Below are 26,896 nucleotides of genomic sequence, written 5' to 3'. Positions count from 1 at the left end.
TCAGCGGGACGAACTCGCTCCCGGCAGCCAGGTCACGATGTCGGGGAAGGCGATCAGCAGCAGGAGCACAGCGATCGCGGTCGCGGCGAACGGCGCGACGCCGCGGAATACCTCGCCGAGCCCGATCGGCCTGCCGGTTTGCGAGTCGGACGCGATCCTGTGGACGATGAAGGAGAGGATACCGAGCGGCGGGGTGAGCAGGCCGACCTCGGCCATCACCACCAGGAACACGCCGTACCAGAGCGGATCGACCCCCACCGCCTCGAGCGGGGCGAGCAGCACCGGAATGGTCAGCAGCATCATCGCCAGCGTGTCCATGAACATGCCGAGCAGCAGGTAGACGAAGATCAGGATCAGCAGCAGCTCGACGCGGCCAAGCCCCATGTCGACGATGAGCTGGGCCAGAGCGTTTGGCACCTGGCTCAGCGCCATGGCGCGCGTGAGTACCGCGACGCCCATGATCAAGAGGAAGATCGACGCGGTGCCGGTGAGCGTGCCGACCATCGATTCCTTCACCATGGTCCAGATGTCGCTCGCCGTTGCACCCTCGCGCAGGCGATGGACGGTCCCGAAGATCAGCGCTGCGATCATGCCGAACACACCCGATTCGGTGGCGGTGAAGATGCCGGCGAACAGGCCGCCGATGACCAGCAGCACGACGATTGCGATCGGCACGATGCCGGCGAGCGATGCGAAGCGCATGCGCCAGGTGACGCCGCTCATGTCGACGCGCGGCGCCAGCGCCGGGCTTACGATAGCGTGGACGATGATCATCAGCGCGAAGGCGAGGGCGAGGATGATGCCGGGGACGACGCCGGCGAGGAGTTGCTGGCCTACCGGCACCGCAGCCGCTCCTGCATAGACGACGAGCAGCAGACTGGGCGGGATGATCTGGCCGAGCGTGCCGGCCGCCGCGACCGAGCCGACGGCAAGCCGCGGGTGGTAGCCCGACTTCAGCATTTCCGGGATCGAGACGCGGCCGAGCGCATAGGTGATGCCGATGGTGCTGCCGCTGCTGGCGGCAAGAGTGGCGCCGGCGAAGTTGGTCGCGACCGCGAGACCTCCGGGCATCCAGCCGAGCCAGCGGCGCGCCGTCTCGAATGCCGAGGCGGTCAAGCCCGATTTCCACAGCAGCATGCCCATCAGGATGAACATCGGGATAACGCTGTAGGACCAGGACGCGGCCGAATCGTAGGCGACCGCCTTGAGCGTCGAGGTCACGACCCTGGTGGTGCTCAGCGCATGGAGGCCGACAAGCGCCGCGCCCAGCATGGCGATACCGACAGGAATGCCCATCAGCAGCAGGGCGATGCTGAGCAACACGACCAGCGACCCGATCGCCGGCTTCGGCAGGCCGCCGAAGAACATGGCCGCGATGGCGCCGACCGCCGCGGCGACCGCGACCGCGAAGACGGCGCGCGCGAGGCGATGGCTGCGCGGCGCACCCGCGCCGGCCGCCGACGGGTTTCCTGTCTCGATCGTGCTCATGGCCGGTCCGCCTCGCCGTCCGGCCCGCCCGTCCTCGGCAGCACGCCCAGGAAGTGGCGCAGCGTCGTCGCCGCGACCTGCAGGCAGAGCATCGCGATGCCGGCCGCCGCGGCGAACTTGAAGGGCCAGATCGCCACCGGCGGCGTCGACGGCGTCGTCTGGCCGATGTGAGCGCTCTGCAAAGCGTCGGCCAGCGTGTACCAGGCGAGCGCAGCCAGAAGCAGGATCGTCAGGACGCCGAACGAGCCCTCGACGATCTGGCGCATGCGCGGCGGCAGGGCGTCGAGCAGGATGGTAACCTTGATGTGGTCCTGGCGAACCTCGGTATAGGCGAAAGCCAGCAGAGTGAGGCCGGGCATCCACCAATAGGAGGTCATCTCCAGCGTGGCCACGAGAGGCGCTTGGAAAAGCGTGCGGCCGACCACGTCGATGGCGATGTTCACCACCAGAAGCACCAGCGCCGCAGCTGCCGCGGCGGCGAGGATGGCGCTCATGCGGTCGATCAGGCGAAAGGCGGCGGCAATCCGCCCTGGCGCCGCGCCGGCGCGGCTTGCGTTGTCGGTCATCGTTTCGAGGCCTTCCAATCGGCGGCAGGATGCGGCTCGCGCCGCCGCCCGCCCGCGGGCAGCGGCACCCATGGAGCATTTCCGCTTTTCTCCGAGTCGCGGAAATGCCCTATCGTGTTGTTCCCAAGCAATTCCGGACGCAAACCGCTGCGCACTCCTGCTGGAATTGCCCTGGCCTATTTCAGCAGCGTCGGGGTCACTTCCCCGTCGAACTTCTTGTAGAAGCCCGACAGGTCGACGTCGCGCAGGCCGGCGAAGGCCTTCTGGATCGCCTCCGGCGTGCGCTCCGCCACCGGATAGCCCTCGGCGCCGAGTGCCCCGGTCCAGTAGGCGATCCGCTCCAGATAGCGGTCGACGACGGCTTGTGCGTCTGTGACGGTGGCCGGAGCCTTGGAGGCAAGTGCGGCCACGGACTCCGCGCGCTGCTTCATGGCGACGGGCTCGAGCGCGGAGACATCGTGGGTGCGCACTACCTTGCCTTCGGCTATCAGATCGCCCGCGCCAGCCTCGATCTTCAGGTAGCCCTTCCAGATGTTGTAGGCGGCGCGGATGTTTTCCCTGGTGATGAAATTCTGAAGCTCCACGGGGAAACTCTCCCAGACGTCGAGGTTGATCACCCAGGTCGACGCCTGGAGCTGCGCCATCGTCACCGGAATATATTCGGGCGCGACATCCTTGAGGATCAGGCCGTCGACATACTGGTTGGGGTTGATCACCATGCAGTCGAACACGCCGCGCTGCAGGCCTTCATAGGCCTCGTTCCAGGCGATGCTGACCGGCGTCATGCCGAGCGCGGTCACCGTGTCCGACCAGACGGCGCCGATAGCCCGCGCGCGCTTGCCGCCGGCGTCGGCCAGCGAGTCGATCGGCTTGTTGCAGAGCAGGTTGTAGGCGGGAGTCGACGTTCCCTGCAGCACCTTGACATTGTGCGAGGCGTACTCCTCCGTCAGCGCGTCGAGCGTCAGGATTGTCTCCAGCGCCGTCGCACCGCCCGCCGCCACGTCGTGCACGGTCGAGCCGCTGAGCGCGGCGCCGAGGCCGAACAGCCAGGAGCCCACGGGAAGCTGCTGCGGGTAGTAGCTCGGGATGATCAACCCGATATCGGCGACGCCGTCGCCGACCCCCTGCAGCGTGTCCGTCGCCTTCAGCAGCGACGACGACCAGTAGTTCTCGAAGGTGATCTTGCCACCGGTGAACTCGGTGATGGCGTTCTCCCACTCGACCATCGCAGCGCCGAAGTTGGCGTTCTGGTCGCCCGAGAAGTCCGCGAGCTTCAATACGCGGGGTTCGAGCTGCTCGAGCCACGCTTCGGCGGCCGATGCCGAAGAGCAGGCCACGAACATGCCGGTGACCATCGCAGCGATCGAAGCGCCGATTGAAGGCCAGGTGTATTTCATCAATTCCTCCCGCCGGCCCCGCCGGCAATCTTCAGGTGTTTCGCATAGCGGGATTGGCAGGCCAATCTCCTACGATGTGGGACACATTTCCATGAACCGCCGCAGCACCATCCGCCGGCTCAGATTCTGTGATCTGTCGATCAGATCATCGACACGAACCTGCAGGCATGTCAATATTGCGTTTCATCAGCTTTCGACATCCTTTGTCCGGATGCGTTGACCGGCGAGTAGAGAGATCGACCGGATGGCTGGAATTGTCCCATTATATGAGACACATTGGCATCTCTCTGGGATTCGGGAGGCGCTGTCGTGGCGAACTGGCCGGCAGTGAGAAAGAAGGGAAGGAATCATGGCGGCATCGGTGAAGGTCTACGAAGCTCTGGCGCATGCGCTTGCCGAGGCCGGGCTTGGCCCGCTGTTCGGCGTCACCGGTGATGCCAATGTCTACCTCGCCGACTGTTTCATGCGCAGACACGGAGGGAGTTTCGTCGCGGCCGCGAACGAGAACGGCGCTGCCTTGATGGCGCTCGGCTACGCCTCGGTTTCGGGCAGGACCGGGCTGGCAACCGTGACGCATGGCCCCGCCGTGACGAACACCCTGACGGCGCTGGCGGAGGGCGTGAAGGCCGGCACGCCGATGGTGCTGCTTTGCGGCGACACCGCCTATGGCGACCGGGAAAACCTCCAGAAGATCGCCCAGCGCGATCTGATCCTTGCGACCGGCGCCGGCTTCGAGCAGATGAACACGCCGGCCAGCGCGGTCGCCGATCTCGCGCGCGCGATCCGCCGCGCGAACGCCGAGCGACGCCCGGTGGCCTTCAACTTTCCCGTCGACGTCATGCGCGCTTCCGTCGAGGACGATTTCGCGCCGATGCTGGCGGCGCCTGCGCAGCCTTCGGCAACGCCCGCCGGTGCCGATCTCGACGAAGCGATCGGCATCGTCGCGGCGGCGAAGCGCCCGATCGTGCTGGCGGGCCGCGACGCGATCGGCGATGGCGCGCGCGAGGCGTTGCTGCGGCTTGCCGCGCGCATCGACGCACCGCTGGCAACCACGCTGCGAGCGAAGGATCTCTTTCGGGGCGAAGACTACGATCTCGGCATCATGGGCACGCTGAGCGCCCCGGGAGCGACCGACGCGCTCATGAAGAGCGACTGCATCCTTGCCTTCGGGGCGGCGCTCAACTTCCACACCACCTCGCATGGCGGCTTCGTCGACGGCAAGCGCGTGGTGCAGCTTGCCTCGCACCCGGCGGGCATCGGCCGTGGCCACACGCCCGACATCGGCCTCGTCGGCGGCGTGGCCGAGACGGTCGAGCGCATCATCTACTGGCTGGACGAGGCCGAGATCGCGCCCTCGGGCTTCCGCGGCGAATTGTCCCCGCACGGCCTTGCCGACCAGCCGCCTCCGCGGGCAGAAGCCTCCCTGCAGCGGCTCGACTATGTCGATGTGCTCTGCCGTCTCGACGCCATCCTGCCGCCCGACCGCATCCTTGTCACCGACGCGGGCCGGCACATGGTCAAGGCGATGCAGTCCCTCCGCGTCCAGCATCCGCGGCTCTATGTCCAGACGGCGAGCTTCGGCTCGATCGGCCTCGGCATGGCGCAGGCGATCGGAGCCGCGGCGGCCGAGCCGGGGCGGCCGGTGGTGCTGACGATCGGAGACGGCGGCTTCATGCTTGGCGGGCTGACCGAGTTCAACACCGCCGTGCGCCAACGCACCGACCTGATCGTGGTGCTCTGCAACGACAATTGCTATGGCGCGGAATACGCGCTGCTGCGCGACAAGCAGATGGATCCGGCAATCAGCCTGTTCGATTGGCCGGATTTCGCGCCGATCGCCGACGCGCTCGGCGGCAAGGGTGTCACCGTGCGCACCCTGGCCGACCTCGACCTCGCGCGCGAGGCCATCGCCCGCCGCGACAGGCCGCTGCTGATCGAGATCATGCTCGATCCGGCTCACATGCCGTTCTGGTGATCGCGATCATGCGCGTCTCTGCCATACGCCGGCGCGCTCCGGACTGTTGTCCGCCCTGGATCAGAAGTCGGCAGAGCTACGGGGTCAGGTGTCGGCGATCAGCGCGCGAAAGCGTTCCGCGCCGACATGGATATGATCGAGCAGGTCGGCCGAGGCCCAGTGGCGCTCGAACGGGTGGTAGTCCGTCACGCGCGAATGGGTGCATTCGAATGTGCCGAGGCGCTGGTGGTATAGTTTGGCCAGCTTGGGATAGCCCATGCCTTCCGCCATCGCGGACAGTGCCAGGTAAACGGCAAGGTCGCGGATCAGCGGGCTGTCTTCCTCCCTGTGCGCGTAAAGCCAGGCATAAAGATCGGGATGGAAATTGGTGAAGACCCCGCCGAATCCACGCGATCCCGCGCGCATCGCTTCGAAGGCGATCGCCGCGTTGGCGTTGACGATGGCGAAGGAAGTCCCGGCAGTCATCCGAGCCCGTCGCCTTACGGTTTCCAGATCGCAACTGACATCCTTCAGCACCACGAAACGGCCGGTGTCGCGGCACAGCTTCATTTCGTCGTCGGAAAGCAGGCGACGGTAGGGTGCCGGACACTCATAAAGCCCGAGCGGCAGGTCGGACGGAAGATGCTTGAGAATGGTCTCGAGCGCCGACCGGAAGACTTCGAAGCCCCCGTTTCGCGGATCGAGACGGTTCGTCACCAGCACCAAGGCGCCGATGCCCGTCTCGGCCATGGCGGCAAGTTCCGCAATCTGATCCTCCGGCGAATCGGAGATGTGCCCGGATGCGACCACCGGAACGCGTCCGGCTGCGAACCGCACCGTGCTGCGCGCCAGCGATATCCGTTCGTCGAGTGTCAGTTTCTGCATTTCGCTCGACTGGCAGACCGCGAACAGGGCGTCCGCTCCATTGTCCAGATACCATTCGACGAGCCTTTCCAGTCCGGTTTCGTCTATTCTGTCGGCATCGGTGAAGGGCGTGAGCATGACCGGCACGATGCCGTCTATGGAAATGTGCATGAGTGATCCGTGTGCTGCTTCCATTTGCGAACCTATATGATAGTTCTCAATTTTGGAATAGGATTCCAAAACGGAGGAGACACCCATTTGAGCGTGAAACGTTGGGAAGACGACGCCACGGTCTGGACGGGCCCGTCCTACGTGGAACAGGCCGTCGCCTATCATCCGGAGGTCGTGTCCGCGCCGGTCGCCGGCCGCATCATCACCTGTGTCGAGGTGGTCGACTGGGATGGCGACGGTGGCCGAGACTTGCTCCTCTCAAGCTGGGATCCCTGCTATGACGGCCAGGTCTTCCTGCGGCGGCAGGTCGGCGCGCGCGCCGACGGCACGCCGCTTCTGGGGCCCGAGCAGGTGGTCGAAGGCGTACGTGGCTATGTGACTGCCGTCCCCGACGGCGACATATTCCACCTCGTGTCGGCCTCGCGCATGCGCCGGCAGATCTACGTCTTCCCCAACATCGGTACGCGTGGCGAGCCGCGCTTCGACGCGCCGGTGAAGCTCGACCTTGATGCCGACTGGGTCAAGGGAAACGAATATTTCCATATGGCCCGCTTTCACGACATCGACGGCGACGGCGTGCCGGAACTGGTCGTCGGCACCGATTCCTGGGACGACTACTGGCCCAACGGTCTCGAATGGAACGACGAAGGCTACCGCGGCTACGACGCGGTGGGACGTTGGCTCGGCGGTCCGCTTCGCGGCTTTCTTTATGCCTTCAAGAACCGCGGAACGGTGAGCGCGCCGAAGCTGGAACGCGGCAAGCCGATCATCGGCGGCGAAACCCCGCTGGAAGTCTACGGCCAGCTCGCACCCGCCTTCGCCGATTTCGACGGCGACGGCCTCGTCGAGATCGTCTGCGGCGAGTTCTGGAACATCCTGCATCATGCCAAACAGACAGGTCCGGGCTCTTTCGAGCAGCCGCGCCTTCTGTCGAGCGCAGACGGCGAGCCGGTTTTGCTCGATCAATGCATCCACCTGCCCTGCGCGGTCGACTGGGACGGCGACGGCAGAATCGATATCCTTGCCGGCGCCGAGGACGGCTATGTCACTTTCCTCAGGAACGTCGGGATCGGCCCGGACGGCCGCGCGGCCTTCGAAAAGGTCGGGCGGGTCGAGACTTCGGCACCGCTGATCCATGCCGGCGCACTTCCAGCGCCAGCGGCATTCGACTTCGCCGGCAATGGCCTGCCCGACCTCGTCGTCGGCAACAGCACGGGCGAGCTTCTGTTCTACGAGAACCGCGGCCCGCGCGAGGCGCCGCTGTTGGCCCGGGAAATCATGATCGAGGCGGACCGTGTCCCCGTGCGCATCGCAGCCGGACTGACCGGCTCCATCCAAGGCCCTTCGGAAAAGATGTTCGGATATTCCTGTCCCACAATCGCCGACTGGGACGGCGACGGAAAGCCGGACCTGTTGGTGAGCGACGTGACCGGTTACCATAGCTTCTACAGGAACGCGGGCGGCAACGCCGTGCCACGCTTCGAGGCGGCGCGCAGGCTCACATATGAAGGCAGGCCCCTCAAGACGGTCTGGCGCGTCAGGCCGGCGGTGGTCGACTGGCTCGGTGGCGGCCGGCTTCACTATCTCTGTCTCGACGAGGATGGCGTGCTTTCGGACTACCGGCGCAGGTCCGACACCGAGCTTTCCGACAAGCGCCATCCGCGCTGGTCAGACGGCAGTGAGATGCGTTTTACCCAGGACGTGGGCGGTGGCCGCGGGCGGGTGAAGCTCTGCGCCTGCGACTGGACCGGGAACGGGCGCATCGACCTCGTCATAGGCACGCATGCGCGCGCATCCGTGCCGCCCGGCCCATCCGGCGCGCCGCGCAATACCACCGGCCAGGCCGGCATTTTCCTGCTGGAGAATGTCGGCACGAACGCGGAGCCGGTGTTCGCCCTGCCGCGAGCCTTGAAGTTCAGGGGCAAAACGATTGCGATGGGCATGCATGTCGCGTCGCCGGAAGCGGTCGACTGGACGGGCACGGGCGAACTCGGCCTGCTGGTCGGCATCGAAGACGGCAGCATCGTCTGGTTGCCGCGAGGGGACTTGTCTTGGTAGGTGCGGCGCTTCCGGCTGTCGAAGGCACGACCCGAGTCATGGGCGTCATCGGAGATCCGATCGCCCAGATCATGACGCCGGTGAACATCAACCCGATCTTCGCCGAACTCGGTGCGGACATCGTGTGCGTGCCGCTCCACGTCAGGACCGAGCGCGTCGAAGAGGCATGGGAGGGCTTGCGTGCGATCGAAAGCATCGTCGGCTTCGGCGTCACCATTCCCCACAAGCAGCAGGTCCTGCGCCTGTGCGACAGTCTTGACCCGCTGGCGGAACGCGTCGGAGCGGTCAATCTGGTGCGCCGCGAGGCTGACGGCTCGTTTCGCGGCTACCAGTTCGACGGTAAGGGCTTCGTCGGTGGGCTGAAACGCGAAGGCCATATCGTCGACGGGCGCGACTGCCTGATGATCGGCGCCGGCGGAGCGGCCCTCGCAATCGCTTTTGCGCTGGCCGAGGAGGGCGCGGCATCCCTGGTTGTCGCGAACCGGACCGCGAGCAAGGCCGAAGAACTGGCGGACCTGGTCAATGCCACCTTCGGACGCCGCTTCGCCAGAGCCGGTGGGGCCGAGCCGCGGCCCGGACAGCTGGTTGTCAACGCCACCTCCCTCGGGCTCAGTCCCGACGATGCGCTGCCGGTAGCCGCCGACAGGCTCGACGACACCATGCTCGTCGCGGAGGTCGTCGCCAAACCGGAGATCACGCCGCTTCTGGAAGCGGCGCGCGAGCGAGGTGCCGCAATCCACTCCGGCATTCACATGATCAGGGGGCAGGTTCGCCCGATTGCGGAGCACATCGCCCGGCTCTGGGGGCGCCACGGCCGGGAGGGCTAGGCGCCATCAAGCGGGGTGCCTGCCGCGTGCCCGGCCGCGAAGCCCGCGATCAGCCCGATCTGGGCTTTCAGCATGTCGCGCCCGTCGCTGGTCGGGCAGCCGCGCTCGCGTGCCAGTTTCAGAAGCTCCGTTTCGCGCGAAAGCGCGGCAATGTCGGCCACCAGAACCTCTGGCTCGAGTGTGGTGAGATCGACAGGAAAGCTCTCGGCCGACTTCAGCCCGATCGGGGTCGCGTTGATCAGCATGTGGTGGCCGGAAAGGGTATCGTTGCCCTCCGCGGCAATGGTCCTTCGCGCGACACGATTGGTCATCTCGATTGTGAAATCCCGCGCTTCGGCATCGATCTCGATCACGGACAGCCGGCCGATCCCGTTCTCCGCCAGCGCGTGCGCGATCGCCCGCCCGGCGCCGCCGGCGCCGACAAGCAGCACGGAAGCCCCGGCCAGCCGCTTCCGGTTCTCGCCAAGCCCGCGCACGAAACCGAGCCCGTCGAAAAGCGCGCCGTGCATGGAGCCGTCGGGCGCGTGCTGGATCGAATTCACCGCACCGACTTCCGATGCCGCCGGTGTCACCCTGTCGCAAAGCCTGAAGGCTGCGACCTTGTGTGGAACCGTTACGCCGATGCCGGCGACATTCGGCATCGCCGCGAATGCGCGCCATGCCGTCTCGAAGTTCCCGCGCGTCACGTGGAAAGGCACCGCCCATATATCGGCGCCATGCTCGGCGAAGAGCGGGTTGATCAGGGCCGGCGTCTGCACCTGCGCGACGGGATCGCCAAACACAGCATAGATGCGCGACGCGCCGTTGAGGTTGGAGACGAGGCCGCTCATGTTCGCGCACCGGCGGGCGCGAACAGTTCCCGGCATCGCGCGATCGCCGTGTCAAGAACAAGGTCGGGATCCTCGTTCCACCATCGCTCGGAGAATATCTCGACCTCGACCGGCCCGCGGTAGCCGGCCGCTTCGATCTGCCGCCAGATACCCGCGAGATCGATGACGCCGTCGCCCATCATGCCTCGGTCCTTCAGTATGTGCCTTGTCGGTACCAGCCAGTCGTTGACGTGGAATGCCAGGATGCGGCCGGCCGCGCCGGTGCGCCTGATCTCCGCTTCGAGCCGCTCGTCCCACCATACGTGATAGACGTCTATCACGACGCCTATTCCAGGCCCGAGACGATCGCAGATGTCATTGGCGTGGGAGAGGCTGAGAATGACGGCCCGGTCGGCGGCCAACATGGGATGGAGCGGCTCCAGCGCAAGCTTGACCCCAAGAGGCCGTGCGTGTTCGAGCAGGGCGGCGGTGGCGTCTTCCATCTGTGCGCGCGCGCCGGCCATATCGCGGCTGCCGGGAGCGAGACCCCCCGAAAAGACCAGTACGTGATCGGCCCCGAGCTCCGCCGCCCGGTCCAGCGCCCGCCGGCCGGCATCCTGCTTCTGGCGGTTGTCTTCCACGGTTGCGCCGATGAGCGGCCCCGCCCGGTTGTAGCCGAAAGCGCCGATGCCGTTCTCGGCCATGATCGATCGTGCACCCGCGATGCCCGTCCGCTTCACCTCGTCGTCCCAGATCGAAGCGCGGGTCAGCCCGCGCCGGGCGCATGCGGAAAGGAACGCCGCCATGTCCCATCTCTCGCGCATGGTGGCATGGTTGATAACGATCTCGGGCTGCTTCAGTGTGTTGTCCATCGATCTTCGGCGCGCTTCAGAACTTGTAAACGCCGAGCTTCTCGAAGATCGCGTAGATGCGTTCCTGGTAGCGCGAGAATTCCGGATATTCGCCGAGATGAGCCGGGCGCGGGCGCGGCAGGTCGATGACGATCTCCTCCACGATCGTGCCCGGGCTTTTCGACATCACCAGCACGCGGTCCGACAGGCCGACCGCCTCCTCGATCGAGTGCGTGATGAACAGAACCGTCTTGCGCGTTTCCAGCCACAGCATTTCAAGGTCGTGGCGTATCTGCGTACGCGTGATCGCGTCGAGCGCGCCGAACGGTTCGTCCATCAGCAGCATGGACGGATCATGGACCAACGCCCGGGCGATCGACACGCGCTGGCGCATGCCGCCCGAAAGCTGCCAGGGGTAGCGGTTCTCCGCGCCTTTCAGTCCCAGCCGTTGGAACAGTTCGTCGGCGCGGGTGCGTAGCGCCTGCCTGTCAAGGCCGCGGATTTCCTGCTGCAGCATGACGTTCTTGATCGCCGTCCTGAATTCCAGCAACAGATGGTCCTGGAAGACGATGCCGATCTCCGAGATCGGCCGGGTCAACGGCTCGCCGTCGATCTCCACGACACCCTCGCTCATCGGCTCCAAGCCCGTGACCAGCAGCATCGTGGTGCTCTTGCCGCAGCCCGACGGGCCGATGATGCTGACGAATTCGCCCGGCTTGATGTCCAGATCGATGGGCCCGAGCGCGTGAAAGGCGCTCGCGCCGCTGCCATAGACCTTGGTCAGGCCGAGCGCGCGGATCGAGGCGCCCGTGACGGGCGCGCCTTCGCTCGAGCGCGGCAGGCCGGTTCTTCTGTCCATGATTGTATCCGCCAGTGCCATTGTCGTTCTCTGTCTGTCTACGGCGTATTGCTCTAGTGTCGCGCCCACGGCATCAGCCACTGGCCGATCATGCTCATCGTGCCGTTGAAGACCAGCGCCACCAATGCTGCTGCGACCAGCCCCGAAAACATCAGCGTCATGTCCATAAAGCCGGAGGCCTGCATGATCATGAAGCCGAGCCCTTTGTTGGAGGCGATGAACTCGGCAATGATCACGCCTTCGACCGCTTTCACCACGCCTATCTTCATGCCCGAGAAGATGTGCGGCATGGCGGCCGGCAGCCGTACCTTCCAAAAGGTCTGCCACGGGTCGGCGCCCATCGAGCGCGAGATGTAGAACAGCCTCTTGTCGACCAGCCGGAAGCCCGACATGCTGTCAACCAGGATCGGGAAGAAACACATCAGGAAGACGATCAGCGCCGCCACCAGCGGCCCGATGCCGAACCACACGATCAGAATGGGACCGATGACCGTCTTCGGCATGATGTTGAGGAACACGATGACGGGGTAGAGGCCCCGCTCCAGCGCGCCCACGGAGATGATCGCCAATGCCAGCGGCACGGCGATCATCACGCCCAGGGCGAAGCCCTCCAGTATGGTGATCGAGGTCGAGACTGCGTGGCCGGCGATCATCGCACGGTCGGTATAGAGGCGCGCCAGAAAGTCCGACGGCTTGGGAACGAGCCACAGCGGCACGTCGAAGACGCGCAGAAGCATTTCCCACAGGCCGAGCAGGAAGACCACTGCCGCCGCACCGATCAGCACCGACGACAGGAACGAGCCGCCGAAAGCGGACAAGGACTGCATTCGAGCCGGCGAGGAAGGGGCCGCGACTGCGCTGGCTGATTGGGACATCATCGGGTTCCGTGGAATGGGCTGAACCGGACGCGGACCGTCGCGCCCGGTTCACGTCGAGGGCCGCTCGCCACTCAGGGACAGGTCACCGGTTCGGCCGGGACATAGTCCAGCGTGTAATAGTCCGTGACCGGCTTCGCGTCCGGCAATTCCATAGCCGTGGTCATCACCTTGTACATCGACGCCCAGGTCTCGTCGTCGGTCACGCCGATCACGTCGCCCGACCCGCCCGGACACACCGAGGCGAAGCTGTATTCGGCCGACTTGAGAAGGTTCTCGCGAGAATGGCCTGTTTCGGGGAACACCTTGAGCAGCGCGTCCACTGCGGCCTCGGGATCCTTCATCGCCTCCTGCCAGCCGAGCGCGGTCGCCTTGACGAAGCGCTTATAGGCATCCGGGTTGGCCTGCAGTTTGTCCTCGCGCGCCACGAGCGCCAGGCTCGCGATCGGTACACCGTGATTGTAGAAATACATGTTCCCCGCTTCGACGCCCTGCGCCTTGAGCGGCACCACGATGTTCTCCGGGGTCTGCGAAACGGCGTCGACCTGGCCGGAGGTGAGCAGGCCGATGAATGCGCTTTCGGCCGCCGAGACGATCTCGACCTGCGATCCCTCGATCCCGTTGGCGCGCAGGAACACCGGGATCAGCGGCAGCATGGCCGAACCGGGCGAAACCGCCAGCTTCTTGCCGATCAGATCCTTCGGCTCCTTGATGCCGGAAGCCGCCAAATACTGGATGCCGAACTGGCCGGACTTCCAGATCGTGGAGATGATCCTGATCGGCGCGCCCTTGGAGGCGACGTTCAGCGTCGCGCCTGTGTCGGCATAACCGAGTTCGGTCTGGCCGGTGGCGACAAGCTGAGCGGCAACGGCCGAGCCGCGGCCTTCGACGAGTTCGACGTCGAGATCGTGGTCGGCGTAGATACCGTTCACCTGCGCCACGGCGAAGCCGAGATGGGCGGAGTCGGCAGTCCAGTTCATCTGCATCTGCAGCTTGTCCTGCGCCAGCGCGCCAGTGCCGGTCATCGCTGCCAGCACCGCCCCGAATGCCAGCTGTCTCAGTGTTCTGTCCATTGTTTCCTCCTTGTTGATCGAATATGCGCCGCCCAGCTTTCGGGGCGTCACCGGTTCTTGCTCGCGTGGCGGAGCGGCATCACCTTCGCCGCCACGGGAGAAGCAGTTGTTCGAGGAGCGCCATCCCCCAGCTCAGCACCACCCCGATCGTGGAGCCGATGACAAGAACCGCGAAAAGCAGCGAGGTGTCGGCGTCGTCCATCGCCCGCAGCACCAGGTAGCCGAGACCGTTCTGCGAATTCATCCATTCGACGACGATCACGACCGTGACCGCGATAACGATCGTGATCTTGAAGCCCGAAAAGATGCTTGGCGCCGCGGAGGGGAGCTCGAACAGCCTGAATGTCTGCCACCAAGACGCGCCGACCGACCGGCTGAGATAGTACTGGCGCGGATCGATCGACTTGAAGCCGGTGACGCTGTCGACCAGGATCGGAAAGAAGGTGATCAGGGCGGTGAGCAGGATCTTCGGGAAGTCGCTGAAGCCGAACCACACCAGCATGAGCGGTGCCAGCGTGATCTTGGGAAGGCCCTGTATGAAAACGACCAGCGGATAGATGATCTGCTCTGCAAGCCGGAAACGGGCGATGAGGTAGCCGAGAACTATGCCGGGTACGGCGCCGGCCACGAAGCCGTAGACGATCAGCCGGGTCGTTATCAGGCCGTGATAGGCCAGCCGCGGGCCATCCTCCACGATGCGGGCAAGGAATTGCGACGGCGCCGGCAGGACGAACACCGGCACGCCGAACAGCCTGACCAGGATTTCCCATATGATCAGCAGACCGGCGAACCACAGCGCCGGTTCAGCTACTCTTTGCATGGCGGTCGGCGCTTTCATGGCTGCCGCTCACGCCTCGACCTTGTCGCGCCCGGCGGCCGAAATGGCGGCGGGCCGGTAGCTGCGCTGACGCACACGCAGCGACCAGATTTCCGACACCTCGCGGGCCGCGCGTTTGAGCGCTTCGGCGAATTCTGCGTAGCGCTCGGGCGTGATGCGCACGAGAGGCCCCGCGACGCTCATCGTGCCCGCCACCGGCGCGTCGACCTCAGGCCCGACGAAAAAGGGCACCGCCACGGCGCCGGTGCCGGCTTCGGCTTCCTCGACCGAGGTGGCGAAGCCGCGCTCGCGTGTCTCGGCCAGCCGCGCCCGCAATTCGTCGACATTGGAGGCGCTGTTCGGACCGAGCGGACGCCGCGCCGTGAAACCACGCGCGCAGACGATGCGCAACGCTTCGCTCTCGGGCAGCGTGGCAAGCCACGCCTTACCGTTTGCGGTGGCGTGCAGGACGATCTCCTGCCCCATCTCCGGATCGTAGCGCAGGCCCAATACCGCGCCCTGCGCCCGTGCGACCCAGACCAGATCCTCGCCTTCGACGATCGCCAAGCGGCAATATTCACGCGTTTCGCGCGCCAGCTTGTCGAGCACGGACTGCACGACATCGGGAACGGCGCGGGCATCGAGATTGCGGAAGGCGAGCGTGCTCATTCTCAGGGAAAGCGCGTAGCGCTGCGTCCCCCTGTTCTGCACCACCCATCCGCGATCGACCAAAGTCGCCAGCGTGCGGTGCACCGCGCTGGCCGGCATGTCCAGGCGGTGGGCCAGGTCGGTGAGTTCCACCGGCTCGCTCTCTCCCGCAAGCGCCTCCAGTATGATGAGGCACCGGTCTACGGCTGCTACTGTCACGTGTTCCTCCCGTGCGGCGATTGGATACTACAACATCGAATTCCAAATTGGAATAGGATTCCATAAAGCTGTATTCGCACGCTTGGACGGAACGGATGTGCGCCGGATCGGGCGTCGACGGCTCCCTTGTCCTGGGCCGGGCGCCGCCTCGTGTATTGCTCCGGAAGACCCTAGCAGCCGTGCGCCCGACCGGCACGGCCTCTACGTCGAAATTGCCGCGCTGGATGGCGGGATCGATCGCCTCCACGAACAGATCGAGCTCTACCTGGCAGATCTCGATCGCAACGTGCGCGATGGGGAACCGAGACCGAGGAACTCTTCACGCGCGCGACTGCGCGTCGCTGACAGCCCCTTCGTCGCGCGATCCTGCCCGCCAAATCGTCGGCTTCAAGAATGGATATCCGTCGCCATCAGCGGCAGTCGACGCAGAGGCACCTCCGCTGCCCGCGCGGCGGTCGGGTCGAAGGCCTCCACGCTTGGTCTTCCGAGTCTCCCCCGGCTGCCGGAGCCCGCGTCTCCGCTGCCGGATGCCCGGCCTTTTTTGCGCTTTTTCCCCATTTGGGGAATGCGCCTGTCACCGTCGCCGGCCTAAATGCGGCGCGACGGCGGGGCTGTCTATTCTGTATCCCCAATCCAGATGGGACGCGCTGTTCCCGTCGAATTCCGGCCCGTCCCTCACGGGCCGGCTTTTTGTGACCGACCGTGACCCGCCATGCCCTGGATGAAAATTCGGCGCCAGGTCACTAGCCGGAAAAGCCGCCGAGCAGTCGGTTGCATTCGGCGACAAATTTCTCGCCTGGCATGTGGCCATGCACATCGCGCGAATATTCCGGCTTCAGTCGGTCGAGGAAGAACATTTCGAGCCTGCGCCCGTGCTTGGTCTCGATGGTGCCCCGCGGCTCCAGTTCGAACAGCGTCTTGACATTCCCGGCTACGGTTTCCGAAACATTGATCCGTCCAGGAACGCCGTTCTCCTCCATGAGCGCCGCCGTGTTCACCGCATCGCCCCAGATATCGAAGGTGAACTTCCGCCGGCCGACGACGCCCGATATGACCGGCCCGGTGTGGATTCCGACACGCAACTCAAGTGCCGGCAGCCGCATCTTCTCGCGCTGTGCCTTCATGCGGGCCGTGACGGCCTGGATTTCCAGCGCCGCGAGGCAAGTATCGATTGGATGCCGGCGATTGGCCTGAGGCACGCCGGCAACGGCCATGTAGGCATCGCCGATCGTCTTGAGCTTTTCCAGCCCATGGCGCGTCACGATCTCGTCAAAAGCCGTGAAATACTGGTCCAGGAGCCCGACAAGCGTGGCGGGCTCCATGCGTTCGGCCAGCAGCGTGAAGCCCTTGAAATCCGCAAACAGGATTGTCGCTGAAGCCTCATATTTCGGCTGCACCTTGCCGCTCTTCTTGAGTTCCTCTGCGATCGACACCGGAAGGATATTGGCGAGCAGTTCTTCGGTACGCGCTTTCTCTGCAGAAAGGTCCACGTGCGCGTGATCGAGCTTTTTCAATGCCTGGTCGAATTCGATCAGCTTTCGGTGAAGTTCCAGCTGGGAAAGCACCTGACGCGAAAGGCGGCGCAGTGCCTGTGTCTGTTCAAATGTCAGCTGATGCGGTTCGAAATCCATGACACACAGCGTCCCCAACGCATGACCTTCGTCGGTTACAAGCGGCATGCCGCAATAGAATTTGAAGTGCGGTTCGCCCGTGACAGTCGGGATTTGGTTGAATCGGGAATCTTTGCGCAGATCCGGCGCTATGACCATCTCGCTGCCACAAACCGTGGTTGTGCAGAATGCGATTTCGCGCGGACACTGGTGAAAGTCCGGCGGAAGGCCATACTTGGCTTTGAGCCAGAGACGATCGTCGTCCATCAAGCCGATATAGGCTACGGGGCACTGGCAAATCTGTGCAGCCAGTTCGCCAATGTCGTCATAGGCGATCTCGGGCGCGGTATCGAGGACATTGAGCGCTCGAACGGCAGCAAGCCGTTCCGCCTCGTTGGCGGGCGTTGAGTATGGCATCGCAGCCCCCTTCCGTCATAAATCCTGGGCGGCCGCCTGGCTCGTGCTTTCTTCGTACATGTCAGAAAGATATCAAATCTTCGGGGGTGAGGTTAGCGGGCAATGCAGGCTCTGTGCGAACGACCGCTCACAATCCAAGCCGACCATCGTCAGGTAGAGCCCCAAGGTCCGGATCGGCTCGGAAGCGATTTTCCAAGGCTCGCGTTCGAGCGCTGTGGGAACGGTTGGCTGAAAGTGTCCCACCAGAGCCGCCATCCCTGAGCTTTGACAGCGGGTCAGGCCAACCGGCCCGCTCGACGCGGACGCTACGCTGCCCGAGTTGCGGCTGCCACAAGGGCGACGGCCACCGAACAACTCCTGTTTGGAGTCCGGCGCATCGTCAGGTAGCTGGGCCAGGACCTCGGGCAGCGCTGCCCGTATGTGCGCCCCGGCTTACCCTGATGGCGGTTGCAACCGACTGAGTATGTCCAGCATCGCGGGCGACGTGTCCGTGTGGTGATGGACCAACCTCCACGCTCCGCCTTCCTGCTGATAGATGTTTGTGACGCGGTGCTCGATGGTGGCGTCGTACCCGGCAAGCGTCACCTGCCCGTGCTCGACGCCCGTCTCGTATGCGACATTCCCGGCGACCCGAATAAGTTGATCCTTCAGTTCAACCCTGCCGTCGGAGGCGAGTTGAGCCACCCGGTCAAACGACGCCCTGACGGCGTCCCATCCAACTTCCCGGCCACCGATCGGGTGCATGGCCGTGACGGCCGCGCCATGCGACCATATGTCGGCCAGCGCACCGCTGTCCCCTTTGGTCATGCGATTCAGCGCGGCATAGAATTGTTCTGATGCTTTGCGGACTTCATCCTCGGTCGTCATGATTTGCACCTCCCTGACGCGTATACGTGTACCATCGATGATGATCTTGGCCTGATCATCTTCAGCCTGCCTTGTCTGAAGGTGTGCGGTTCCATTCTTGACGAGACTTCTGGTGCTCGCGAACGTACTCATGGCCACGATTCATCATAGTTGCTTACGCTGCCGCGTGGTAGAGTGCCCCGCTCGAAACCGCTGCAAGCGCTCAGCAATCCAACGGCGGAGAGGTTCTCCCTTACGATTCCGGGGTTTGTGGAGGCAGGACCCTATGGAACGCCATCTTGCCGCGATCTTCGCCGCCGATGCAGTCGGCTACTCGCGGCTGATCAGGGCCGACGAAGAGGGTACGCTTACGGCTTTCAAGGCCCTGCAGGCCAATCTCATCGATCCCAAGCTCAGCGAGCATCACGGGCGAACAGTCAAGCTGATGGGCGATGGCATTCTGGTGGAGTTCGCGAGCGTCGTGGGTGCGGTGCGCGCCGCCGCCGAGATACAAAAGGGCCTGGCTGAACGTAACGCCGTCTTGCCGCACGACAAGCGGATTGAGTTCCGCGCCGGGATCAACCTGGGCGATGTGGTGATCGACGGCGACGATATCCACGGTGACGGCGTCAACGTCGCGACGCGGCTTGAAGGCCTCGCAACCCCCGGCGGAATCTGCATTTCCGAGGCCGTCTACGAACAAGTGCGCGATCGCATCAGCCTCCGGTTCGAGGACCAGGGGCTCAAGGAAGTGAAGAATATCGACCGTCCGCTGAGAGTGTGGCATTGGCACCCGGATCAAGAAGCGGCGGTTGAAGTCACGGCGCCTGCCGAGATGCCCCCGCCCGCCCGGCCCTCCATTGCCGTCCTGCCATTCGACAACATGAGCGGCGATCAGGAGCAGGAATATTTCGCCGACGGCATCACCGAGGACATCATTACCGAGATCTCGAAGGTACACGGGCTTGTGGTGATCTCGCGGAATTCCACCTTCACCTACAAGAAAAAGGCGGTCAAAGCGCAGGATGTCTGCCGCGATCTCGGCGTTCGCTACATTCTGGAAGGCAGTGTACGAAAGGCCGGTGAGCGCGTGCGGATCACAGCGCAGTTGATTGACGGACGCTCTGGAGGGCATCTCTGGGCCGAGCGCTACGATCGGGGGCTCGCAGACATTTTCGCCGTGCAGGACGACGTGACGGAACGGATTGTGCGCAGCCTCGAGGTGAAACTCGTGAAGGGGGACGACGCGTGCGCGCCTCGCATCGAAACCGATAATCCGGAAGCCTACGATTGTGTCCTGCGCGGACGTGAGCAATATCGCTTGTTCTCGAAGAACGGCAATGCGGCCGCACGGCGGCTTTACGAGAGAGCGATCGAGCTCGACCCGAATTATGCTGCAGCGCACGCGGCCCTGGCAGAGACGTACTTGCATGACTGGTTCGCGGGTGCCACCGAGGCGCTGGACCGGGCTTTCGATCTGGCGCTGAAAGCCAAGGACCTCGAACCGTCAATTCCCCTGGTCTACGAAGCGCTGGGCTCCGTTCATCTTTTCAAGAGGCAACACGACCAGGCCCTGGTGGCCGCAAGACGGTGGGTCGAGGTTGAGCCCGGCAACGCCGAGGCTTATGCCAATCTCGCCGGCATCCTGAATTTCGCAGGCGAGCCGGAGCAGGTCGCCGGTTTGATCGAGAAGGCAAAGCGCCTCAATCCATTCTATCCGTTCTACTACACCCTCTATCTCGGCCAGGCTCATCTCACGATGCACCGCTTCAGGGAGGCGGCGGCGTTCATCAAGCGGAGCGTCACCCACAATCCGCAGCATCTGCCGTCTCACTTCTATCTTGCCGCGACCTACGGCCAACTTGGAGAGACCGCTCTTGCGCGCGACGCCTTGGCGGAGGTTCTGCGGATCAGTCCCGATTTCTCAATTGCGTGGGTTCGGACCATCGCGGCCTACAGACGCACGGACGACTTGAACTTGCTGCTCGACGGCTTGAGGAAGGCGGGTTTGCGGGAGTGACCGCTCCGGGCTCAGACGCAGACGGAGCCACACACGATCGTTCGCGCAGAGTGCCCCACCGGAATCGGTCTGGATACCACTCTCGAGGATTTACAAGACGTTAGGCGAATTTTGGTGCCCAGAGGCGGAATCCAAGTAGAGGAAATTTGAATTCGTTTTCAATCGCCTCGGCATGGAGCAATAGCAGCGCGGACCAACAAAAATACCAACAAAATATTTCTGTGGATTGGTTCGGTTCCCGAATAATGCCCTATCCATCCATGACACTGCATCAAGGTCGCGGTGCCGTTTCCTCCAATAGCGGGACGAGGAAAGAGCAGCAAATATCCTCCTATTATGCTGGCATGGGTCGACCACCCGGAATTGGAGAACTGCAATCAGGTAGTCGGTATCCCAGGTCGCGAGTTTTCGCTTTCCCTTGATGGATTGTTTTCCGGACATGGCTCGGATGAGGTTGAGGGCGAGGTGGCGGACCATGGCCATGTTTGTGGCGCCGTGGCTGCGGCGCAGGCGGGACTGATCATCCTTGAATTGGACATCGAGAACCCAGCGTAGCCCGTTCTCGATCCCCAATGGGGCGGCCTCGGCGAAAGTTTTTGCGGTGAGGATGCGAGAGGAGATGTAGCATCGCCGCTCGACCCTGACCTCGGCGCTGGTCTCGATGTGGGTCTCGACCATGTCGATGGGGCTGGGGCCTTTGAAGCGCAACTCAGGGCGCCGCGTTAGCACACCGTCTCGCACGCCACGCCGTCGCCGTCCCGATCCAGCTTCCGGCCCCAAGGGCAGTTGCTGAGATACCATTGGGCTTCCTCACAGGAGCCGATCTGCGAACAGGTCCGCCGTGGCTGGCACGAATAGCTCTGCGCGACCTGTTGGCGGCTGATGCCGAGCGGCTGGCTCGACGGAGCCGCGCCGTCTGCATGCTCCGTGCGCCAATCCCACGGCGACTGAAACTTGCCGACCCAAATGCCGACTTTCGACGCCTCGGCCGTCGCCTGCTTCTCTGCGTAGGTGCCGTGGCTGTAGCGGGGCCAATCCAGCGCCTGGCCGTGCTCGACCATCCAGGCGGCAACGCTGGCGCCATCGGCGCGCCGGCAGTCGCCGATATAGCGATGATAGCGGTCCCAGGTCACGAAGGTACATTGCACCGGCTTCGAGGCTGCCAGGAAGCCGTCCAGCGCGGCGGCCGATCGCCGCCCGCAAGGATAGTCGGCCCCGCTCGCATTTTTACAAAGCTGCTGGCTCTCCGGCGCGTCGATGCCGTTGAAGCGGATGCGCTGGCCGTGGATTTCGATCGTGTCGCCGTCGATGACGGATGCCACGCCGGCAATCGTCGCCAGGCCCGCGCTGGTCCAATTCGGCAGATGGAGCTCGGGCATGTGGTCGCTGTGTTGCATGGCCGTTTGCGCAGCCAGAGCGCCAGCCGCGGCCACTGTCACCAAGGTCAGGCGCCTTTGCACCACGCCAAGTGGCCTCCGGCGAGGCGATCGCATTCTACGCAGCATGCTAGTTCGCCTCATGTCCGGTGCGGCCGCCCGGTTTCGCTTCGGCGGCACGTTCACCACAAGCCCGGCCTAGGCTGTCAACCCCATTGCGCAGATCGCATGGATGATTGCCAGAGTCCCCGCCGCCACCTTGGCGCGCACCTTGGCCTGGCGATGTCAGCGGGATTCCGCGAAAGGCCTGGATGACTCCAGCTGTTCGCTGGCCGTCGCCCTCGATATGCGTGTTCTGATTGTTCGGGTTGAACGGGTCGACTGTCTGGGCGAGACTATTGGCGCGATTGGCGTCGCCGGCAGAGAGCGTCACGCTGTCATAGTGATTGAGATAATCCGCTGCGCAGCCGCTCAATGCCAGAACGATGCCAAGGCAGATCGCCAGGTTCCACTGCATGGCCCCTAGACCGGCGCCGGGTTTATGCCGGCGGCTCTCAGTTGCGCACCAAGCTTCGCTCGAGTCCCACACGCGGCCTTGTCGCCGGCGACGCACTTGTTATTCGCGTCTGACCAGTCCAGCAGCGCCGTATTGATCCAGCTGCCAGGTGCGCGCTGGATCCCATAGGGTGTCGGTGGCGCGCCACCAGCAACGGCTGGAGCTGCCGTGGCACCCTGGCCATGCGGGGCACGCTTCCACCCGCTTAGGATGAGGCAGTTCTTCATATACTGGTCTTCGGCAGCCAAGTTGCCGAGGGCATTGCCGATTCCGGCCCCCGCAACAAAGCCCGGGGACCCGATAGCAATATAGCCTTGGTCAACCGACCCCTTATGCATTTCGCATTGAGCGTGGGCGACGTCGAAACTAGGCCCGTAGCCTATTTGCATGTAGTCGGCTTGATTGCTTGTTTGACAGCCGCCCAGCGCTGCCGTGGCACCAAGTGCCACAAATGCTTTTATTCTCATCCCCCAGCCCTCCCAAGGCCGAGTTAGCATCTCCTAAAGTTGAATTTGGTGCAAGAGTGATGAACAAATCTGGTAAATTCCACCTGCTGGCAGTTCGTAGACTTCCCTCTTACGACGGATATACCCCGTTATTCTATCCATCATTCCGTGGGATTGAAGATGCGAAACAGCGAATTGGCGCAACGGCTATGCAAGGGCTGGACCCCATGGGCAAAGGGTCCAGGCGACCACGATATTGAGAAAATATGGTGGGCGGCCCGCGTGTTGCTGCATTTTCCGAAGCTGAACTTCTCGACATGGTTCGACGGCTCGGAAGTCGTCGGCACCTGGCATTGGGGATTTCGTCAGAAGCGGAATGCTTTTCCCTCTGACCCGATCGAGCATCTCTTACGGGATGTAGAGCTAAGGATTCCCCCTTACGTCCGCGACATGAGCCCGCAGAGTAGAGTGAACCCCTAGCATGGGGGGTGGGGGATTTTGTCCTCCTTCGGCGATCAACACTGCAATTTCGGCGGGAGGGGCTCGATCAAAGATGCCGAGACCGAGATTACGGCTTTTGAAGGCGTGCAGAATCGACGGGAAGGGTAGCTTCAGATCATGCGGCCGGCAGCATTCGCCATAGCGCCGATTTGATCCGCAGTTGCAAAGCTCGGCCTCCTTAAACTGGGTTAGCCGATAATAGGGATCAGCTTGGCCCAGTTCATCCAGCATCGCATACTGGCGTCCCGGCCACCGATCAAACACCACCAAATGAAGCTGGCGAAGCGCCCATACGCTATAAAGGTCCAGCAACGTGCACAAATCACTGCCTGGCGACCAAGCTTTATCGAGCATGGGGTGATAAGCGCACACCGAGCCGTCAGGGAAATTGGTATGTCGCGGGCCGATCCATTCGACCTGCCCATCTTGCTGCCAGAACGCCCATCCACGCGGCTCGACCGCTGGCGTTTCTGGTAGGGCAATAAGGAATATGGCTTCTCGCGATAAGCCATCTATCACTTGGCTGCGAGCGAGAAGCCATACTCCATGGTCATCGGGGAGGAGTGTTGCGCCGGGGTATGCCCGTTGCACATTCTCTAGCTGCCCGGCGTAGTTGCCGGCGAGGCTGATGCGTCTTTGCGACCGGGATCGATCCTCGAGAAGTGAGCTGCGCAACACTTCCGATCCGAAGCATCTCGCGCGCTGGCGCTCGGAATGGCCCTGTCGGCCCGAGATGTGTCTCGCCTGGCAGCCGCCGCCTCAAACCATCGTTGATTTGCAGATCCTTAGCGCGCTGTGCAATTGGCGGACCATGTATCGATCAATGGAGCGGATCAGCTTGCTTCTAATGGCCGCCGTATGCTTTTCGGGCGTCGCACCTGATTTCCTTCAAAAAGAGATGCAAGAAGCGTTCGATCCGGCACTGACCCTTAAGCGGGGGGCTGGTTTGAGCCGATGCCGGACCGAACTGTCAGGGCAACGCCGGCTTTCTGGTGGGGCATTGCGACCACGTCGCGGCTAAAACGTGGCGATAATGTGATACGGAATCACCGATTCCAACACGCACTTCGAAAATGTGACCTAGACGTTTGGGAAACGGCGCAGCGCAGCTGGTCGGCGGGGCAGGGGGCCATCAGCCGCTCCGCGGTCAAGACCTTGTCGCGATTGTGAATGAAATCACGCCGGAGTCGCGGTCGGCCCACGTAGATGACATCGTCGCGATGGCGGTCGCCACGCCACTGTGCCAGCTTTGCCAGGAGCTGATTAGGCTGATGGCCCGGGCCATCAGCACCGGCACCGCGGGGACGCCGGGGCAGACATTCTGCCGTTCGATATCATCTACCGGAGCTATATGAAACTGATGGAATTCTATCATGAGCGCAGAGTTTCCTTTCGCGAATGAAAGAAAGCTCGATTGACTCTCCCGCCCCATTCCGGTCTCGTGAATCAACGTGCGGTTGCGGCGTGCAGAAGTCAGTCGACGGTCGCGATTCATGAAAGGAAACCCATGGCAAGGCATCGCTCCGCTGTGCACTCGACCACGTTGCGGCGCCCCGACTTACGGCCAGGGCGTTTTTCGCGCTTGCCCGTGACCAGTCAAAATCCGCAACCAAGCGGTGGATCCGGCTTTCAACGCCGCCGACAAGGACGTGCTCGGGGCGTCCGACAACATGAAAGTGTCGTTCATCGGCGTACCCGTTCGCGTCGATGCGAACGTCGTGGGCACGCCGACCATCGACCGCATTCTGGACAACAAATCAGGTTCCCTCCTCGATTACGACCTCCGCCTCCTCACCACAATCGCCAATCTGGTTGGGCAGACAGTGAAGCTGCATCGCATGTTCCTGGCAGCGGGAGCGTCAATCGGCTGAAACGACTTTGACTGCTGCCACGGACAGTGTTTTCCGCAACGCCGTGGAAGAGCGGACCGGGCACCAAGGTGCTGCAACTGGGGCCGATGATGCCAGACAAGGCCGGCCACGCGGCCGACTGAGGCTGCTCCTTGGGCCGCCGCTACGGTCCCGTCCGTCGTCAGGGACCAGGCACCGCTGGCGCCTGCCAGCGCAGCCTCTTTAAAGGTACGAGTATGTCAAATCGCGAGCGTGTCATCGCGGCCGTGGAGAGATGGCTCGGTGCAGGCAAAGGCGGCGCCTGCTTGGACTGACGCCGCGCCAGATTGGATACACGCTGAGGAAATACAGCATCAGATCAAGCGTCCTTGAAAGGCTGACCGAGGCAAATATCAGGGACAAATCAAGCGTTGGTGGTTGGCGGAGCCTTGGCCCGATGACGAGTGGATGCGGACTGAGCGTCGGGCCAATCCGACCCGGGAGGACAGCCCGCCCGACCTCGCGGGGTCAATGTGCTGACAACGGCGGTGTGAATGCACTGTTGGTCGGCCATGTGCTCAGACCATCAGTTCATCCCGGATTCCCTCTGCGACTGAAACGGAGAAAAACATGTCCGATGCAAAACTTCAGAGTGTGCTGTCGTCTCTTTCGCAAGTGGCGAGACAGTTAGATGCTCTGCCATCCGATACACCAGCGCCGGATTCAAGTTGGGTAAAACTAAACACGAATGAGAACCCCTTCCCGCTTCCGGAAATCATAATGCAAAGTGCGATTGCAGCTCTCGAACGGCAGTATCTATATCCAGAAGACGATAACATCAGCTTGAGAGAAGCAGCCGCGAATGCCTACAGCGTCTCCATGGATCAGGTGATCGCCGGCAACGGATCGTCTGAACTGCTTGGACTTGTCTACAGAGCATTCCTTACCCAGGGGGATAGCGTGGCGATGATGTCGCCAGGCTTTTCGTTCAACCGCAAACTTGCAACGTTGCAGGGTGCTCAATTTGTCGAAATCGAATTTAGCAAAGATCATTCCTTGCCGATGGAGCAATTGCTCTTCGGTCCTGCAAAGGACGCCAAGTTCATTCTGCTAGCCAATCCGAACAATCCGACTGGAACGTTCGTTCCGGTGGCCGATATCGAACGCCTGGTAGCGAAATCGGACCGCTTGATCGTGCTGGATGAGGCCTACGTCGACTTTGCACCCGAGAATGGTCTACGCCTCATCAATCGCTATTCGAACCTTCTGGTCTTAAGGACATTTTCGAAAAGCTATGCTGCCGCCGGCGTTCGCGTCGGTTTCGGTTTCGGTCATCCTGAAATTATCGGCAGGCTACGCAACATCCAGAACGTCTTCAACATGAATGTGATCGGGCAGGCGGTTGGTATCAGCGTCCTTGCGCACCGCGCCGCCTATGCAGACAACCACAGACACATCAGGCATGAACGACGGCGAGTGACGCTCGCGCTGTCGCAACTTGGATTTTCCGTAATCCCTTCCCACGCAAACTTCTTGCTTGCCCGCGTGCCAACGGCACAGGACGGCTCATGGTGGCAATCAGCCTTCGCAAGGCAAAAAATACTTGTTGCCGTCTTTCCAGATAAAGGTTTGGAAAATTACATCCGCGTCAGCATCGGTACAAAAGAGCAAATGGATGCGTTTCTTCGTGCCGCTAGTCGTATTAGCAGAATATTGAATATGTCAACACCCCCGCATTAGGTTGCTAAGGCTCTGCTTTAGCATTTCGCAGCCAATAATCCGAGCGATTACACGAGCGAGAAATCTTTAAATTGCTTGG

22 protein-coding genes and 2 pseudogenes are annotated in these 26,896 nt (G+C 63.0%); 6 read left to right on the top strand and 18 right to left on the bottom strand.

The window, feature by feature from the left end; translation table 11 throughout:
• The 3 genes from JN280_RS35320 to JN280_RS35310 all read right to left on the bottom strand — a co-directional run bounded on the left by JN280_RS35320 (position 1) and on the right by JN280_RS35310 (position 3,451).
• Complete coding sequence (locus JN280_RS35320) at positions 1–1,488, bottom strand: TRAP transporter large permease (protein ID WP_202308831.1); 1,488 nt, start codon at positions 1,486–1,488, stop codon at positions 1–3.
• A complete protein-coding gene (locus tag JN280_RS35315) occupies positions 1,485–2,054 on the bottom strand; it encodes a TRAP transporter small permease subunit (RefSeq protein WP_202308830.1) in 570 nt (189 codons plus the stop codon). Before JN280_RS35315 ends, JN280_RS35320 begins: the two co-directional genes overlap by 4 nt.
• A gap of 176 nt (positions 2,055–2,230) precedes the next feature.
• Positions 2,231–3,451, bottom strand: coding sequence for a C4-dicarboxylate TRAP transporter substrate-binding protein (locus JN280_RS35310; protein WP_202308829.1), 1,221 nt, complete (start codon positions 3,449–3,451; stop codon positions 2,231–2,233).
• 349 nt (positions 3,452–3,800) lie between these two features.
• Here JN280_RS35310 and JN280_RS35305 point away from each other — a divergent pair, with 349 nt between their 5' ends.
• Positions 3,801–5,426 (top strand): thiamine pyrophosphate-binding protein, encoded by a 1,626-nt coding sequence (locus tag JN280_RS35305; protein ID WP_202308828.1) that lies wholly within the window; start codon positions 3,801–3,803, stop codon positions 5,424–5,426.
• An 84-nt stretch (positions 5,427–5,510) separates the two neighbouring features.
• Here JN280_RS35305 and JN280_RS35300 read toward each other — a convergent pair whose 3' ends face one another.
• Positions 5,511–6,440, bottom strand: coding sequence for a dihydrodipicolinate synthase family protein (locus JN280_RS35300; RefSeq protein ID WP_202308827.1), 930 nt, complete (start codon positions 6,438–6,440; stop codon positions 5,511–5,513).
• 93 nt (positions 6,441–6,533) lie between these two features.
• On the opposite strand from JN280_RS35300, the gene JN280_RS35295 reads away from it, so the two are divergent.
• Positions 6,534–8,498: an FG-GAP repeat domain-containing protein gene (locus JN280_RS35295; protein ID WP_244743676.1), complete on the top strand. Its 1,965-nt coding sequence runs from the start codon at positions 6,534–6,536 to the stop codon at positions 8,496–8,498.
• A gap of 38 nt (positions 8,499–8,536) precedes the next feature.
• Complete coding sequence (locus JN280_RS35290; protein WP_244742559.1) at positions 8,537–9,325, top strand: shikimate dehydrogenase family protein; 789 nt, start codon at positions 8,537–8,539, stop codon at positions 9,323–9,325.
• On the opposite strand, the gene JN280_RS35285 is transcribed toward JN280_RS35290, so the two are convergent.
• From JN280_RS35285 to JN280_RS35245, 10 genes and pseudogenes are all read right to left on the bottom strand, one after another.
• Positions 9,322–10,155, bottom strand: coding sequence for a shikimate dehydrogenase family protein (locus JN280_RS35285; protein ID WP_202308824.1), 834 nt, complete (start codon positions 10,153–10,155; stop codon positions 9,322–9,324). The genes JN280_RS35290 and JN280_RS35285 overlap by 4 nt on opposite strands.
• Positions 10,152–11,006: a sugar phosphate isomerase/epimerase family protein gene (locus tag JN280_RS35280; protein WP_202308823.1), complete on the bottom strand. Its 855-nt coding sequence runs from the start codon at positions 11,004–11,006 to the stop codon at positions 10,152–10,154. Before JN280_RS35280 ends, JN280_RS35285 begins: the two co-directional genes overlap by 4 nt.
• Positions 11,007–11,022: 16 nt before the next feature.
• Positions 11,023–11,844: an ABC transporter ATP-binding protein gene (locus tag JN280_RS35275; protein WP_244742556.1), complete on the bottom strand. Its 822-nt coding sequence runs from the start codon at positions 11,842–11,844 to the stop codon at positions 11,023–11,025.
• A gap of 53 nt (positions 11,845–11,897) precedes the next feature.
• Complete coding sequence (locus JN280_RS35270) at positions 11,898–12,662, bottom strand: ABC transporter permease (RefSeq protein ID WP_210382573.1); 765 nt, start codon at positions 12,660–12,662, stop codon at positions 11,898–11,900.
• 131 nt (positions 12,663–12,793) lie between these two features.
• Complete coding sequence (locus tag JN280_RS35265) at positions 12,794–13,792, bottom strand: ABC transporter substrate-binding protein (RefSeq protein ID WP_202308821.1); 999 nt, start codon at positions 13,790–13,792, stop codon at positions 12,794–12,796.
• Between the two features lie 79 nt (positions 13,793–13,871).
• The gene (locus JN280_RS35260) at positions 13,872–14,630 is read right to left on the bottom strand and encodes an ABC transporter permease (protein ID WP_202308820.1); all 759 of its coding nucleotides are present in this window, start codon (positions 14,628–14,630) and stop codon (positions 13,872–13,874) included.
• A gap of 9 nt (positions 14,631–14,639) precedes the next feature.
• Positions 14,640–15,476, bottom strand: a complete 837-nt coding sequence (locus JN280_RS35255; protein ID WP_202308819.1) for an IclR family transcriptional regulator — start codon at positions 15,474–15,476, stop codon at positions 14,640–14,642.
• Between the two features lie 743 nt (positions 15,477–16,219).
• A complete protein-coding gene (locus JN280_RS39835; protein WP_244742553.1) occupies positions 16,220–16,966 on the bottom strand; it encodes an adenylate/guanylate cyclase domain-containing protein in 747 nt (248 codons plus the stop codon).
• A 132-nt stretch (positions 16,967–17,098) separates the two neighbouring features.
• Positions 17,099–17,503, bottom strand: a pseudogene (locus tag JN280_RS40435) (GAF domain-containing protein); the annotation flags it as partial.
• 432 nt (positions 17,504–17,935) lie between these two features.
• Positions 17,936–18,502: a YybH family protein gene (locus tag JN280_RS35245; protein ID WP_202308817.1), complete on the bottom strand. Its 567-nt coding sequence runs from the start codon at positions 18,500–18,502 to the stop codon at positions 17,936–17,938.
• A gap of 133 nt (positions 18,503–18,635) precedes the next feature.
• Here JN280_RS35245 and JN280_RS35240 point away from each other — a divergent pair, with 133 nt between their 5' ends.
• On the top strand, positions 18,636–20,369 hold the full coding sequence (locus tag JN280_RS35240; protein ID WP_202308816.1) for a tetratricopeptide repeat protein: 1,734 nt from the start codon (positions 18,636–18,638) through the stop codon (positions 20,367–20,369).
• Between the two features lie 90 nt (positions 20,370–20,459).
• On the opposite strand, the gene JN280_RS35235 is transcribed toward JN280_RS35240, so the two are convergent.
• The 4 genes from JN280_RS35235 to JN280_RS35220 all read right to left on the bottom strand — a co-directional run bounded on the left by JN280_RS35235 (position 20,460) and on the right by JN280_RS35220 (position 24,743).
• The gene (locus JN280_RS35235) at positions 20,460–21,077 is read right to left on the bottom strand and encodes a transposase (RefSeq protein WP_202308815.1); all 618 of its coding nucleotides are present in this window, start codon (positions 21,075–21,077) and stop codon (positions 20,460–20,462) included.
• A 14-nt stretch (positions 21,078–21,091) separates the two neighbouring features.
• Complete coding sequence (locus JN280_RS35230; protein WP_244742546.1) at positions 21,092–21,766, bottom strand: excalibur calcium-binding domain-containing protein; 675 nt, start codon at positions 21,764–21,766, stop codon at positions 21,092–21,094.
• Positions 21,767–21,875: 109 nt separating this feature from the next.
• The gene (locus JN280_RS35225) at positions 21,876–22,262 is read right to left on the bottom strand and encodes a hypothetical protein (protein WP_096453526.1); all 387 of its coding nucleotides are present in this window, start codon (positions 22,260–22,262) and stop codon (positions 21,876–21,878) included.
• Between the two features lie 2,133 nt (positions 22,263–24,395).
• Positions 24,396–24,743 (bottom strand): hypothetical protein, encoded by a 348-nt coding sequence (locus JN280_RS35220; RefSeq protein ID WP_167434505.1) that lies wholly within the window; start codon positions 24,741–24,743, stop codon positions 24,396–24,398.
• Between the two features lie 106 nt (positions 24,744–24,849).
• On the opposite strand from JN280_RS35220, the pseudogene JN280_RS35215 reads away from it, so the two are divergent.
• Together JN280_RS35215 and hisC are read left to right on the top strand one after the other, a co-directional pair.
• Positions 24,850–25,092, top strand: a pseudogene (locus JN280_RS35215) (GAF domain-containing protein); the annotation flags it as partial.
• Positions 25,093–25,707: 615 nt separating this feature from the next.
• Positions 25,708–26,817: a histidinol-phosphate transaminase gene (gene hisC / locus JN280_RS35210; protein ID WP_202308814.1), complete on the top strand. Its 1,110-nt coding sequence runs from the start codon at positions 25,708–25,710 to the stop codon at positions 26,815–26,817.
• Positions 26,818–26,896: the final 79 nt, after the last annotated feature.

Origin of the sequence: Mesorhizobium sp. L-8-10 (genome assembly GCF_016756635.1) — a bacterium.
Lineage (GTDB): Bacteria > Pseudomonadota > Alphaproteobacteria > Rhizobiales > Rhizobiaceae.
The sequence above is the reverse complement of the archived record's forward strand: the minus strand, read 5'-3'. Positions and strand labels throughout refer to the sequence as shown.

What these genes read in the sequence shown, in the direction of transcription:
- JN280_RS35320 (WP_202308831.1), bottom strand. Translation starts at nt 1,488, where the DNA reads ATGAGCACGATCGAGACAGGAAACCCGTCGGCGGCCGGCGCGGGTGCG.
- JN280_RS35315 (WP_202308830.1), bottom strand. Translation starts at nt 2,054, where the DNA reads ATGACCGACAACGCAAGCCGCGCCGGCGCGGCGCCAGGGCGGATTGCC.
- JN280_RS35310 (WP_202308829.1), bottom strand. Translation starts at nt 3,451, where the DNA reads ATGAAATACACCTGGCCTTCAATCGGCGCTTCGATCGCTGCGATGGTC.
- JN280_RS35305 (WP_202308828.1), top strand. Translation starts at nt 3,801, where the DNA reads ATGGCGGCATCGGTGAAGGTCTACGAAGCTCTGGCGCATGCGCTTGCC.
- JN280_RS35300 (WP_202308827.1), bottom strand. Translation starts at nt 6,440, where the DNA reads ATGCACATTTCCATAGACGGCATCGTGCCGGTCATGCTCACGCCCTTC.
- JN280_RS35290 (WP_244742559.1), top strand. Translation starts at nt 8,537, where the DNA reads ATGGGCGTCATCGGAGATCCGATCGCCCAGATCATGACGCCGGTGAAC.
- JN280_RS35285 (WP_202308824.1), bottom strand. Translation starts at nt 10,155, where the DNA reads ATGAGCGGCCTCGTCTCCAACCTCAACGGCGCGTCGCGCATCTATGCT.
- JN280_RS35280 (WP_202308823.1), bottom strand. Translation starts at nt 11,006, where the DNA reads ATGGACAACACACTGAAGCAGCCCGAGATCGTTATCAACCATGCCACC.
- JN280_RS35275 (WP_244742556.1), bottom strand. Translation starts at nt 11,844, where the DNA reads ATGGACAGAAGAACCGGCCTGCCGCGCTCGAGCGAAGGCGCGCCCGTC.
- JN280_RS35265 (WP_202308821.1), bottom strand. Translation starts at nt 13,792, where the DNA reads ATGGACAGAACACTGAGACAGCTGGCATTCGGGGCGGTGCTGGCAGCG.
- JN280_RS35260 (WP_202308820.1), bottom strand. Translation starts at nt 14,630, where the DNA reads ATGAAAGCGCCGACCGCCATGCAAAGAGTAGCTGAACCGGCGCTGTGG.
- JN280_RS35245 (WP_202308817.1), bottom strand. Translation starts at nt 18,502, where the DNA reads ATGAGTACGTTCGCGAGCACCAGAAGTCTCGTCAAGAATGGAACCGCA.
- JN280_RS35240 (WP_202308816.1), top strand. Translation starts at nt 18,636, where the DNA reads ATGGAACGCCATCTTGCCGCGATCTTCGCCGCCGATGCAGTCGGCTAC.
- JN280_RS35230 (WP_244742546.1), bottom strand. Translation starts at nt 21,766, where the DNA reads ATGCAACACAGCGACCACATGCCCGAGCTCCATCTGCCGAATTGGACC.
- JN280_RS35225 (WP_096453526.1), bottom strand. Translation starts at nt 22,262, where the DNA reads ATGCAGTGGAACCTGGCGATCTGCCTTGGCATCGTTCTGGCATTGAGC.
- JN280_RS35220 (WP_167434505.1), bottom strand. Translation starts at nt 24,743, where the DNA reads ATGAATCGCGACCGTCGACTGACTTCTGCACGCCGCAACCGCACGTTG.
- hisC (WP_202308814.1), top strand. Translation starts at nt 25,708, where the DNA reads ATGTCCGATGCAAAACTTCAGAGTGTGCTGTCGTCTCTTTCGCAAGTG.